This is a genomic window from Moorena sp. SIO3H5 (assembly GCF_010692395.1).
GTDB lineage: Bacteria > Cyanobacteriota > Cyanobacteriia > Cyanobacteriales > Coleofasciculaceae > Moorena.
Map to the genome: position 1 here is coordinate 1 of NZ_JAAHHS010000026.1, position 12,734 is coordinate 12,734.

The following is a 12,734-nucleotide window of genomic DNA, read 5'->3' on the forward strand; positions in this document are numbered from 1 at the left end:
CCTTGTTTAAGGGGGGCTAGGGGGGATCTATTTACCTAATTACAAAGGTGACATGCTCCCCTTGCCTCTTCTCTCTTACCTGCTCCCTGCTCCCTGCTCCCTGCTCCCTGCTCCCTGCTCCCTGCTCCCTGCTCCCTGCTCCCTAACACCTAAATATTTGTACCTCAAAAGTCTTAACTTGCTATTATAATCAGGATTTAATACTGATTATAACCTGAGAGATTAGGCAAGCCTATCAGAGGTTTTAGGTACTTTTTAAACCAATGACGAACTATACCAATGGCAAACGCAAGTCCGCTGTAAAAGTAATACAGCCAGTGCCATGGAACGGTTCGTATAGTGAATAGTAGACCACGCTTTTTATAAAAGAATTGGTAGACAGGTCTGTTGAGTACTAGCAGGGCGAGACTAAACACACAGGTAGCAATAGCAATCAGAGCACTAGACCACCAATAAGTTGTAACTAAAGCACCTAGTAGAGCATAGACCAACACCACACTAATACGACTAGATAGTTTTAGGTTCAAGTCACTGATAAACTCACGACAGTTTTCTGGACTTGCGTCGCGAACCTTAAGAATTATGGCAGTCCAGGGCAAGGCGCGGTAGAAAAAGTCAGCTCTAAGCAGAGAAATTATGCCCCAGCGCTTGAGATGTTTCACCCGTAGAGTCTTACACAGCTTAATTCTGTAACCTTTTTCCTTGAGTCGATAGCCTAACTCAATGTCTTCAATACAAGGTTGACGATAATTTTCCTCAAAGCCACCCATGGCAAGAAAGATGTCACGACGGATTGCGCCACAGGCACCCCAAAAGGTAGATGCTTCTTCAGATGCAGTTTGGTGAGTGTAGTGATGGAGTAAATTTTTGTACTGGGAAAGGAAATTAGCAGCACCGGGAGCATCGTCATAAGAACCAATTAAAGCGGTTAAATTAGGTTCATTGTTAAAGATTTTCACCACTTGACTAATAGTATCCGGATAGATTGCTACATCAGCATCTATAAAAAACAGGATATCGCTCTGTGCTTCTTTCGCTCCCAGGTTTCGGGCTTTAGCGGGACCCCCTGCTGTGGGTAATCGAATTACCGTGGCTCCAAAATCTTCGGCTAGACGCCATGAGCCATCAGTATCGCCATCAGCTACTACAATCACTTGATCGGGAGGGGGTTCAGCTTGAGATAGTCTGGCAAGACATTGGTGAAAGTCTTCGCCTCCGTTGTATACGGGGATGATGACGGAGATAGTGAGTTTAGCAGAGTCAACCATTCTTTAGAGAATTTACCTTCAATTACTAATTGATATTTTGAGATTAAATTCTTACTCTGCATCTCAATAATACCCTCGGATATTATAACATCATTTGAAACAAAAATATCAGTTTATAATAAATTTAAATAACTTCTTGAGGGGCTTTAACAAAACTACCGAATAATCACCAATAGAGATTTTATTTTCAAAAAGTCCTGAATTGACTGAGTAACTCTGTACTTGTAATAGAGGTTGTGTCTACAGGTTGATCAGTCAGCAATCCGCTATCAGCAGTCAGAGGATAATCCTATTTGATATAGCTAAATGCTGATAGCTAAATTAAAAGCTCAGTTTATCGGGAGCATGTCAAATTTGTAATTAGGTACATAGATCCCCCCTAACCCCCCTTAAAAAAGGGGGGAATTAGATTGAAAAGTCCCCCTTATTAAGCGGGATAATGGGGGATCTGAATCAGGGATTAACAAAACTGACATGCACCCCAGTTTATCCCTGTGGAAAGTATAACTATAAAATTTAAATCACCAAATGTCGGTTGTTAAAACAGTTGATAGCTTACCACTGGTTTCAGTGATTATCCCTGCCTATAATACAGAGCAATTTATTGAAATCACATTACAGTCTGTTCTTTCTCAGACCTATAAAAACCTGGAAGTGATAGTGGTAGATGACGGTTCTCAAGACCGCACTGCTGAGATTGTTCAATCTATTGCGGAGGAAGATCAGCGTGTTATATTACTACAACAACCAAATTTAGGGGTGGCTGCTGCTCGTAATTTAGGGATTAAAAACGCGAAGGGAGATTATATTGCTCCCCTGGATGCTGATGATATTTGGTATCCGCAAAATTTAGAAAAGCAAGTTAAACGCTTCTTGGCAACCGATCCAGCGGTAGGGTTAGTTTATGCTTGGTCGGCGGATATTGATGCCGAAAATTCACTGACTGGAGATTTCCGTGCCTCAACTATAGAGGGAAAAGTTTATAAAACTTTGGTATGTCATAATTTTTTAGGCAATGCTAGTGCATCTGTAATTCGCGCTTCTTGTTTTGAAACCGTCGGTGGCTACAACTGTCAATTGAAAGCACAACAGGCTCAGGGGTGTGAGGATTGGGAGCTCTATCTGCGAATTTCAGAACATTATGAATTTGCTGTTGTGCCGGAATTTATGATTGGCTATCGCAAGATTATTAGTAGTATGTCTCGCGACTACAGCCAAATGGCTAAGTCTCATGGTTTGATGCTACATGACGTTCAACAAAGGCATCCAGAGATTCCAGCAGCACTTTATCGATTGTCTAAAAGTAGTTTTTATATGTATTTGGCACGACAAAGTAGTCAGTGTAGTAGCGATCGCAGTACATTATTTTGGCTATCTCAAGCTTTGAAAGCGGATTTTATTACCCCTATTTTTCGCTATGGGTTGTATATCTTGTTCATTAAAAGCCTATTTAGAATGATCACTAAGCTTAAATCTGATAATTATGTTAATAAACCGGGTTTATCAGTCAGTTATGCGGATTTAACGAAACGCCGAGGTAGTCTATATTTCAAGCTCTTGCTTGGAAATTTATTACACCGTTCACTGCTGATGATATAAGAGATTTTTGGTTATGCTTTATCCAATCAAAGTAGTGGACATTGAGTTGAGCCGCCCCCTGACTACTCTTAATGGTTTGGATGGCTATATGGCAGTGCAAGGACTGCTTCGCTTCCATGGTGCGCCCATTGGATATGTTAAAGCACCGATTACTAATGGTCACTGCACAGCACAAACCTTAAGTAAACGTATTCTGGAAGACCATAGCGAGACGATTATCAATCGTCTTTTGTACAATGGATTATCCTTACCCCTCGGACGGGAAAGCTTGTGCCTTGAGGATTTGTTTGATGTGCCACCACCGGAGTATAAGGGCAAGTTGCCGTTAGTAACAGTTGCCGTTTGTACTCGCGATCGCACTCCTAATCTTTCTCTATGTTTAGACGCTATCAAGCAACTGGATTATCCTTACTTAGATATTATAGTTGTTGATAATGCCCCTACCAATGATAGCACAAAAAAACTGGTAGAAACTTATGCTAATATTCGTTATATCTGTGAACCTCGTCCGGGTTTAGATTGGGCAAGAAACAGAGCTGTTCTTGAAGCTAAAGGAGACATTATTGCCTATACTGATGATGATGTAGTAGTTGATTCAGCATGGGTTAAAGCATTAGCGCTAGTGTTTATTAAACATCCTGACGTTATGGCAGTGACTGGGTTAGTTGTGCCTTATGAATTGGAAACCGAAACACAAGTGCTGTTTGAAATGTATGGTGGCTTCGGGCGAGGCATGAGCCGTAAATGGTATCAGGTTAATCGAGGCAACAAAATCCATTGGAGACTCCTAGGTACTGGAGAATTCGGTACAGGGGCAAACATGGCTTATCGCCGCTCAGTCTTTGATGATATTGGTTTCTTTGACCCTGCCTTGGATGTGGGTACCGTCACTAATGGTGGTGGTGATTTAGAAATGTTTTTCCGGGTGCTTAAGGAAGGACATACTCTGGTCTATGAGCCTAGTGCCATAGTGCGCCATCGACATCGACGGAATTATGCTCAGTTGCGTACGCAAATTACTAATAACAGTATTGGTCTGTTTTCTTACGCTATCCGTAGCGTCTTTGCCTATCCAGAGGAGTTTCTGTCTTTCTTCTTGCTTTTGCTCTGGTGGATAGTTTATTGGAATTTAAGACGTCTGTGTCTTGATTTCAAAAACCCCAATCGCTTCCCACGGGATTTAATTCTGGCTGAATTCAAAGGCTGCTTCACTGGTTTAACTCGCTATCACAAAGCTCGCCACACTGCTGCTGAGATTACTCAATCTTTCGGTAACCAAAAACGAGAAACAGAAGTTAATATAAATAGTGATCCCTACCCGATTTTTTCTGACCCTATCTTTCCTGCTCTGACTAAGGAAGAAATACCAAAGATTAAAACCAATCCAGGTATGGCAGTGCGCACTGTCGATCTACGGGAACCTTTACAGGCATTAACTGATGTAAAAGAGTATTCATCAGTACGAGTCTTTGTGAAATGGCATGATCACCTTTTAGGTAGCGTTGATATTGCTAACCCTGATCGAGGGATTAGCAAGAATCGCTTAATTGAAGTTATTGTCAATCAGTTTGGTCATAAGCTGCTGCAAGTAGACGTTAACTTCAGTAGGTATTACTATCATAATCAAGCACTATCTATCTTACATAATCACTATAAATCTAATGATAAAGAGACTAATTTACTAACCTCTTTCCCAAATACTATACCAGTTTCTATTATCATCGCTACCTATGACCGACCCCAAGATTTGCGGAAGTGTTTGTCGAGCCTAGTTGCCCAAGAGTCTACTCGACAATTGGAAATTATTGTAGTTGATAATCATCCCGCTTCTGGTTGGACTCCACCAGTGGTTGCGGAGTTTCCTGATGTTATTTTAGTTAGTGAATCCCGTCAGGGATCAGCTTATGCTCGCAATGTTGGCGTTGTTGCTAGTACCGGGGATATCGTGGTTACCATAGATGATGATGTTACTGTACCACCAGATTGCTTAGAAAAGCTGGTCGCTCCTTTTGCTAGACCGGATGTGATGATTGTCACAGGTAATGTTTTGCCCTTACAGTTGGAAACCAATGCCCAGCAGTGTTTTGAAAATTATGGCGGCTTGGGACGGGGCTTTGAACAGGTGGAGGTTAATGGAGATTGGTTTGAATCCTTTTTCTACAAGCCTGTACCAACTTGGACGTTAGGAGCAACGGCTAATGTTGCTTTTCGTAGCAGTATCTTTCGCCATCCCAAGATTGGCCTGATGAACGAAGTCCTCGGTGCTGGTATGCCTTCAGGAGTTGGTGAAGATACTTACTTATTTTATAAAGTACTTAAAGCTGGCTACACCCTGGTCTATGAGCCAAACGCTTATGTCTGGCATAAGCATCGCACTGAAATGACAGCGCTACATCGTCAGCTTTACAACTACAGTAAAGGTCATGTTGCTTACAATCTCACCACATTACTAGAAGATGGGGATTGGCGAGGATTGGTGCAAATAGTGCTGGGATTGCCACTTGCTCATTTATGGCGCATCTCTGAACGGCTAAAAGGTTCGAGCAATTATCCGATCTCCCTAATCTGCTTGGAAATTACAGGTAATCTCGCTGGAGTTTGGTCTTTGTGGCAATCTCATCTACGGGTTAAACGTGAAGGTCGTATAGCAATGGGAGTAGGGAGTAGGGGGTAGGGAGTAGGGAGTAGGGAGTAGGGAGTAGGGAGTAGGGAGTAGGCAAGAGGCAAGAGGCAATAGGCAATAGGCAAGAGTGAAAAAATCTTGTGTACCTCATAGTTATGAAAAATACTGTAATCTCAGCCAAAGACTGAAACTTTTATTTCATCAATGTTTTACTATTTTTTTAAATAACTAAAAATTGAAAGCACAATTGGTTAAATAAAGCCCTGTCAAGCTTTTATTGACTGTTTTATTACAGTCTAAATAAATAATAATATAGCATTTTAAAAGAGATCATCAAATAATGATATCTATTTCTTACTATTCTCTATTTACTGCTCCCTGCTCCCTGCTCCCTGCTCCCTGCTCCCTGCTCCCTACTCCCTAAAACCCAGGAAGAAAGTATCTAAACCAATTGACAACTGCTAGAAAATGCTATATTACTCCAATGTCTTCAATAAAAAAACGAAAATCGAAAATTAAACCGTTGTTTAAGTGGCGGTTTTATTATCTTTATGATTTGCTACGAGAGCTAGTTAATCGGGAGATGAAGCTACTCTATAAACGGTCAGCTTTAGGAGTAGCTTGGATGCTGCTTAATCCACTACTTCAGTTAGCTGTGTTTACCTTTGTTTTCAGTTTTGTATTGTCGGTTGATATTCCTCAATATACTTCATTTGCATTTTCTGGTTTGTTGGTATGGACATGGTTTAACAGCTCTCTTTTTCAAGCAACTGGCGTGATTATTCATAATCGCCCCCTGATCCGACAACCGGGTTTTCCAAACGCTATTTTACCAGTGGTGACGGTAACCACAGGTCTGATTCACTTTATTTTAGCCCTGCCAGTATTAGTTATCTTTCTGTTAATCGATGGTGTTCAGTTACAGCCAGTAGTTATACTGTTACCCATCCTACAAGCTCTCCAGTTTGCCGTTACCATTAGTTTAGCCTATCTACTAGCTGGTTTTAATGTAACGTTTCGCGACACCCAGCATACTATCGGTGTACTTTTACAGCTACTTTTTTATGTGACACCGATTTTTTATGATATTACTAATGTGCCTAAAAATTATCAGTTTTTGTATTACCTTAACCCGATGGTGCATCTGGTTAATGCCTATCGCACTGTACTAATTAAAGGCACAGCACCGGATTGGCTAGCTCTGCTAGTTATGGCTTTGGTCACGTCAGTATGTTTACCTATCGGTCTTCAAATTTTCCGGTGGCAGAGCGATCGCTTTGTGGAGGAATTATAGATGGTTGATGCAATTATTGTTAAAGAACTTGGTAAACGCTTTAACAACTATCATCCTGACCGACCGTTTACCATTATGGAGGCGGCGCTGTCGGGTTTTCGGCATATTATGGCAGCGGAAAGGTTTTGGGCGTTGCAGAATATTACCTTCACCGTTTCCCCAGGCCAGATGCTGGGCATTCTCGGTCACAATGGGGCTGGTAAATCAACCCTGTTGCGCTTGATTGGTGGGGTTGGAAAACCGGATAAAGGGAAGGTTACGGTTAATGGCTCCATTGGAGCGCTGCTCGATTTGGGAGCTGGTTTCCATCCAGATTTGACTGGGCGAGAAAACGCTTTTGTAAGTGGTGTGGTAGCAGGTCTTACTCGTGAAGAGATGGGGCGACGTTTTGATGAAATTGTGACGTTTGCTGAACTTGAGCCGTTTATCGATAATCCAGTGCGCACTTATAGTACAGGAATGCAGATGCGGCTGGCGTTTTCGGTGGCTGTACACACAGACCCAGATGTGATGCTAGTTGATGAGTTTCTGTCCGTTGGGGATTTGAGATTTCAGGCTAAGTGCTTGGAACGAATTGCGCAGTTGAAAGAGTCTGGCTGTGCTATTGTCCTAATTTCTCACAGTAGCGAACAAATTGAGCAACTTTGCGATCGCGCTTTGTGGCTACAACAAGGACAAATCATGGCTTACGGTGAGCCAAAAGTGGTAGTAGCACAGTATGTCAATCAAATGCGATCGCAAACTCAGCAACGCACTTCCAACGGATCCTCTCAAGTGACTAGGTCTGGTGTGCAACTGCGAATGAATCAAAACCGCTTTGGCTCTCTAGAAGTAGAAATTACTGATGTGTTGCTGTTACCTAGCTTAGAGATTAATAGTGGTGATTCCTTAGCCATTGACATTGAGTACTTTTCACCTCAACCAATTGATGGACTAATTTTTAGTGTCCTAATTAGCACTGAAGATAGTCAAGTTTGTCTTGAGACTAACACAACTACCATGGGAGTATCAGTACCAGGTATTAAAGGTAAAGGAAAAATCCAACTCCATCTATCCCGCTTAGATTTAAACAGTGGCAAGTATTTTGTTGATGTTGGGGTTTATGAACCAAATCGGGCTTATACCTATGACTACCATTTGCGTGTTTATCACTTTTTAGTGCGTTCAAACTATAGTGAAAAAGGTATGATTAGCCCACCGCTTCGTTGGGATGTTGTTGAAGGTTTAAATTTTAGTGAAAACAACAGTAAATAGCTTACTAAAACTGATTAAATCACTAAGTTTAGCTCTATTAATTCTTAGTGTTTCTGTACTTCCCGTATTTGCTGAGGAATCTTTGAGTGTATCTAATCGGTATTTGCCGATGGTATCTACAACCGATGATTCCCAGGTAAAACTAACTAAATTCAAGGATATAGAAGAATTTAGTGACGATTTTTTTGTCAATCAAATGACAGAAAATAATATTCCTGGTGCGGTATTTACCTTAGTAAAAGATGACAAGATTATATTCTCGAAAGGCTACGGCTACGCGAACCTTAAGGATCAGATACCGGTTATTCCTAACAAAACTCTGTTTCGTGTAGGGTCTGTATCTAAACTAGTTACCTCTACGGCAATAATGCAACTAGTCGAGCAAGGTAAGCTTAAGCTAAATGAAGATATTAACCAGTATCTTAAGGAATTTGAAATCAAGACTAATAAATTTAAGCCAATCACAGTTGATCATCTCTTAACTCATACTCATGGATTTGATGTAGCTTGGGCGATTGGCGGAGCAACTCTTTGCCAGTCTCAGCTGCCATCCTTAGAAAAATTTCTCACAGAAAATTTACCAGAGCGAGTGCGACCACCAGGTGAATTATATGTTTATAGTGATGTGGGATTAGCATTAGCCGGTTACTTAGTCGAAGTAGTTGGTGGAATTCCTTTCAGTGACTATATTGACCAAGCTATCCTACAACCTTTGAATATGAGTCAAAGTAGTTTTCAGCAACCATTACCGTCTCAGCTGGCTGCTGATTTAGCTGTGGGATATCAGTACAAAAATGGCAATTATATAAACCAACCCTTTACCTGTAATAAAAGTGTTCCTACTACAGCGTTAAGTACTACTGCTGAAGACATAGCTCACTTTATGATTGCTCATTTACAGGGAGGTCGTTATGGTAGACAGCGTATCCTGAATGACACTACAGTAAAGGAGATGCACCGCCAACACTATACTAATTTTCCCAACCTTCCTCAAGTGGCAGGATCTACTTATGGTTTTTTTGAGCGCTTTGTGAATAATCAACGGATAATTGAGCATGGCGGTAGCATGTCAGGGTATACTAATCTGCTATTTTTAATCCCAGAACAAAAGTTAGGTTTCTATATTGCTTACAATCGTAACACTCTTAATGAAAATTTGCGAGACGACTTGGTTGAACAGTTTTTAGATCGTTATTATCCTGTAAATGAAACCATTTCGTCACCTACTGAAACGATTAATAAAGCTATCCTTGAACCTAATAGTACCCAGCAGTATAACCAGCAATATGAACAGCAATATAAACAAATAAAGGGCGGTTATCGCTTCATTAGATATCCTCGAAACTCCCTGGTTAAACTAGCCATGGTTTTGCTAGAATGGGGTAAATTGTTGATTATTCAAACTAATAAAGACCACACGTTAACTATATTTCCAGGTAGAAGTACATGGGAGGAAGTCGAGCCACTCCTATTTCGTGCTACTGACAGCAGTATGTATATAAATTTTCGGCCAGATAGTCAGGGTAACATTACTGGTATGTCTATGAGTAGTCATGTCCATTTAAGCTATGAAAAGTTACCCTGGTACGAAGCTCCTGTTTTACAGCTTGGACTGGCAGGATTTTCTGTGACCATCTTCCTATGGGGATGTTTAGTTTGGCTAATTAGACCATTAATTACCCGCAAAAATAAAACCTTATCTCTAGTTTCACGACATACTCGTCTGGTGGAGTTGAGTATTGGTCTTATTAGTCTGTTGAATTTATGCTTTTTGATGGGAATAGGTATAGCTATTAGTACAATAGATTTCTGGGAATTTTTCTTCGGAATGCCCCCTGTGATAATTGCGTTACTTTATCTACCCATTGTGACCACAGGCTTGACTACTATAGTATCGATTATTGCTTTACTGGCTTGGAGAGACAAAAACTGGTCTTGGATTAGACGAGGGTATTATTTTTTGAGTATGCTAGCCGCATGGGTATTTATATGGCTCCTAAATTCTTGGAATTTATTAGGATTTAAATTTTAATTTTTGTGATTATAAAAGTGGTCAGGATATCATAAAGGCTTTACCAAAATTATACGATATAAATTCATAATCAATTCATACTTGTATAAAATCTTTGGGCAGCAGTAGATTTAGGGTTGGTCTGTGCTCAATTAGCATCATTTTGTCCGGAAGACCCAAAGTTAGACTGTATAGTAGTAGGTAAGGTCTAAAGCCAACTACCTCGTAATGAAGCAACTAATTCTGGGTACCTTCCTTGGGAAACTGGCAATGGCAAGCCGTGATACAATAGATAGGGTAAAAGGGGCAGTCACTAAATCGGAAAGTTTAGGAACTATAATTAACGATCAGATAGCGACACATTTAGTCACTCAATTATGTGATCACAACAAGACTTTTATTGATGTTGGGGCACATATTGGTTCAATTATAGCTTTAGTATCTGATTACGATGCAAGTATAAAAGTGATTGCTGTGGAGGCCATACCCGATAAAGCTAGGAAACTTCGTCGTAAGTTTCCTGGGGTAGAAGTACATAACTATGCGGTTGGTAACAGAGAAGGAGAAGTATATTTCTATATAAATACCAGAGAATCTGGCTATAGCTCCCTCAGGCAACCTAGTGAAGATAAAAAATCAATTTCAGTTGAAATAAAAGTTCCAATCGCAAGTTTAGACAGCCTTGTATCATCAGATGACATTGACGTGATCAAGATTGATGTGGAAGGTGCTGAATTAGAGGTTCTTCGCGGAAGTGAGACTATCATTACCAAAAATTTTCCAGTGATAATGTTTGAAAGTGCCCCATCTCAAGAGGATGATTGGAAATCTACAAAAGCAGATATAGTGTCCTGGTTAAATGATTATGGTTATGAAGTGTTTGTACCTAATAGAGTTGCACACAATGGGCCTGGATTAAGTCAAGAATGCTTCATTGATTCCCATTATTATCCTAGACGAACAACTAACTACTTTGCCATACCAATTCAGCGCCTAACTGAGATAAGAGATCGAGCACGGACTATACTTGATCTTTCTATTGGCTAATTCTCAAGGTTTGCCTTTGACATTACAGCGGTTTGCAATTGCTGTTAGGTACTTTCGTTCTGGGTTTTTAGGGAGCAGGGAACAGGGAGCAGGGAACAGGGAGCAGGGAACAGGGAACAAAAATTATCACAATTCATTAATGACCTTGAGGTTGATGTCAAGGTCATTTTAATCAAGAATCAGAAAGCTCAGATAAAAGCGATTGGCCGTAGGCCACGCTTCGCGATCGCTTTTATAGTATCGTGCCTATTGTTCAGCTTCAAACCCCTCCTAAAACACTACCCATCGCACGAACCATATTCTGGGGCTGAAACGCATCCATAGCCGCCGTCGGCTCATACCCACAATGGACCATACAATCGGAACACTTAGGATTACCACTAGCGCGACCATACTGATCCCAATTCGTTTCCTCCAGCAATTCCTTAAAAGTGGCATAATGCCCTTCATTTAACAAATAGCAAGGCTTTTGCCACCCCAAAACACTGTAACTAGGACTTCCCCAAGGGGTACACTCGTAATCTTTCTCCCCGATCAGGAAATCCAAAAATAAAGGATTATGGTTAAAATTCCAGGTTTTATTCCCAGCCTTCAAAGGCGCTAAAATTTCCCGGAACATCGCCTTAGTCTGTTCCCGCTTCAGGAAATGCTCCTGATCTGGTGCCCATTCATAACTATATCCAGGAGAAACCATCATGCCGTCAATACCCAACATGGCCAGGAAATCAAAGAACTCCTGGATTTCCTTAGGATCAGTTTCTTCAAACACCGTCGTGTTAGTAGTCACACGAAATCCTCTAGCTTTAGCGGCTCGAATGGCCTGCACCACCTTATCAAATACCCCCTGACGGTCCACACAGTGATCATGCCGTTCCCGTAAGCCATCCAAGTGAACGCTGAAAGTCAGGTAAGGGGAAGGTTGGAACTTATCCAGACACTTCTCTAACAACAACCCATTGGTACAGAGATAGACATACTTTCGCCATGCCACCAACCCCTTGACAATGTCGTCAATTTGTGGATGAAGCAGAGGTTCTCCCCCCGGAATAGAAACCACAGGAACACCACACTCTTTCACCGCAGCAAAGCACTCTTCAGGAGTTAGGTGGCGCTTGAGTATTTCTTTAGGATGCTGGATTTTGCCACAACCCGAACAAGCTAGATTACAGCGGAACAGAGGTTCCAACATCAGCACCAGGGGAAAGCGTTTACGACCCAAAAGACGCTGGGTCACAATATACTTTCCGACATCAAGAGCTTGTTGTATTTGAATAGCCATAATTGTCCTCACACCATATAATTAACGCTAATCATGGAGGGTAATCATGATTACCCTACAGCTTGAACTATGATCAGCTTCGCCGATAAATTATACCGAGTTGCATTCAAAGAGAGTAGATTGGTTGGATAGGGAGATAGGGAGATAGGGAGATAGGGAGATAGGGAGATAGGGAGATAGGCGGAAGAGAAAGTTGTACGTTTGACCGCAACTTGGTATTAATAATACTGTTCGTGAATTGCTTAAAATCCTAGACTTTGCCGCAGTTGTCAGTTTCCCTATTTACTGGAGCCAGCGGTAAGTACCTAGAGATAAATAAACCCAACTGTGTTAACTTGTGTAAAGCTCCCAAAAGTTTA

At 41.2% G+C, this 12,734-nt stretch carries 10 protein-coding genes; 7 read left to right on the forward strand and 3 right to left on the reverse strand.

Going from position 1 to position 12,734, the window contains the following annotated elements:
- Window positions 1-61 precede the first annotated feature (61 nt).
- The gene (locus tag F6K52_RS04480; protein WP_293074630.1) at window positions 62-190 is read left to right on the forward strand and encodes a hypothetical protein; all 129 of its coding nucleotides are present in this window, start codon (window positions 62-64) and stop codon (window positions 188-190) included.
- Between the two features lie 7 nt (window positions 191-197).
- On the opposite strand, the gene F6K52_RS04485 is transcribed toward F6K52_RS04480, so the two are convergent.
- The gene (locus F6K52_RS04485) at window positions 198-1,268 is read right to left on the reverse strand and encodes a glycosyltransferase (protein WP_293074632.1); all 1,071 of its coding nucleotides are present in this window, start codon (window positions 1,266-1,268) and stop codon (window positions 198-200) included.
- A gap of 528 nt (window positions 1,269-1,796) precedes the next feature.
- On the opposite strand from F6K52_RS04485, the gene F6K52_RS04490 reads away from it, so the two are divergent.
- On the forward strand, window positions 1,797-2,867 hold the full coding sequence (locus tag F6K52_RS04490; RefSeq protein ID WP_293074634.1) for a glycosyltransferase family 2 protein: 1,071 nt from the start codon (window positions 1,797-1,799) through the stop codon (window positions 2,865-2,867).
- 13 nt (window positions 2,868-2,880) lie between these two features.
- Window positions 2,881-5,541 carry a glycosyltransferase gene (locus F6K52_RS04495; RefSeq protein WP_293074636.1) on the forward strand — a complete coding sequence of 887 codons (2,661 nt, stop codon included), beginning with the start codon at window positions 2,881-2,883 and terminating at the stop codon, window positions 5,539-5,541.
- Here F6K52_RS04495 and F6K52_RS04500 read toward each other — a convergent pair.
- A complete protein-coding gene (locus F6K52_RS04500) occupies window positions 5,495-5,641 on the reverse strand; it encodes a hypothetical protein (RefSeq protein ID WP_293074638.1) in 147 nt (48 codons plus the stop codon). The genes F6K52_RS04495 and F6K52_RS04500 overlap by 47 nt on opposite strands.
- 333 nt (window positions 5,642-5,974) lie before the next feature.
- On the opposite strand from F6K52_RS04500, the gene F6K52_RS04505 reads away from it, so the two are divergent.
- The 4 genes from F6K52_RS04505 (at window position 5,975) to F6K52_RS04520 (ending at window position 11,096) form a co-directional block, all read left to right on the forward strand.
- The gene (locus F6K52_RS04505; protein WP_293074640.1) at window positions 5,975-6,784 is read left to right on the forward strand and encodes an ABC transporter permease; all 810 of its coding nucleotides are present in this window, start codon (window positions 5,975-5,977) and stop codon (window positions 6,782-6,784) included.
- Complete coding sequence (locus tag F6K52_RS04510) at window positions 6,785-8,038, forward strand: ABC transporter ATP-binding protein (protein WP_293074642.1); 1,254 nt, start codon at window positions 6,785-6,787, stop codon at window positions 8,036-8,038.
- On the forward strand, window positions 8,019-10,070 hold the full coding sequence (locus F6K52_RS04515) for a serine hydrolase domain-containing protein (protein WP_293074644.1): 2,052 nt from the start codon (window positions 8,019-8,021) through the stop codon (window positions 10,068-10,070). The genes F6K52_RS04510 and F6K52_RS04515 overlap by 20 nt, the downstream gene beginning before the upstream one ends.
- Window positions 10,071-10,277: 207 nt before the next feature.
- On the forward strand, window positions 10,278-11,096 hold the full coding sequence (locus tag F6K52_RS04520; protein ID WP_293074646.1) for an FkbM family methyltransferase: 819 nt from the start codon (window positions 10,278-10,280) through the stop codon (window positions 11,094-11,096).
- Between the two features lie 259 nt (window positions 11,097-11,355).
- Here the strand turns inward: F6K52_RS04520 and hpnH are convergent, their stop codons facing one another.
- Window positions 11,356-12,375: an adenosyl-hopene transferase HpnH gene (gene hpnH / locus F6K52_RS04525; protein ID WP_293074648.1), complete on the reverse strand. Its 1,020-nt coding sequence runs from the start codon at window positions 12,373-12,375 to the stop codon at window positions 11,356-11,358.
- Window positions 12,376-12,734 lie beyond the last annotated feature (359 nt).

What these genes read in the sequence shown, in the direction of transcription:
- F6K52_RS04505 (WP_293074640.1), top strand. Translation starts at nt 5,975, where the DNA reads ATGTCTTCAATAAAAAAACGAAAATCGAAAATTAAACCGTTGTTTAAG.
- hpnH (WP_293074648.1), bottom strand. Translation starts at nt 12,375, where the DNA reads ATGGCTATTCAAATACAACAAGCTCTTGATGTCGGAAAGTATATTGTG.
- F6K52_RS04495 (WP_293074636.1), top strand. Translation starts at nt 2,881, where the DNA reads ATGCTTTATCCAATCAAAGTAGTGGACATTGAGTTGAGCCGCCCCCTG.
- F6K52_RS04490 (WP_293074634.1), top strand. Translation starts at nt 1,797, where the DNA reads ATGTCGGTTGTTAAAACAGTTGATAGCTTACCACTGGTTTCAGTGATT.
- F6K52_RS04510 (WP_293074642.1), top strand. Translation starts at nt 6,785, where the DNA reads ATGGTTGATGCAATTATTGTTAAAGAACTTGGTAAACGCTTTAACAAC.
- F6K52_RS04485 (WP_293074632.1), bottom strand. Translation starts at nt 1,268, where the DNA reads ATGGTTGACTCTGCTAAACTCACTATCTCCGTCATCATCCCCGTATAC.
- F6K52_RS04520 (WP_293074646.1), top strand. Translation starts at nt 10,278, where the DNA reads ATGAAGCAACTAATTCTGGGTACCTTCCTTGGGAAACTGGCAATGGCA.
- F6K52_RS04500 (WP_293074638.1), bottom strand. Translation starts at nt 5,641, where the DNA reads ATGAGGTACACAAGATTTTTTCACTCTTGCCTATTGCCTATTGCCTCT.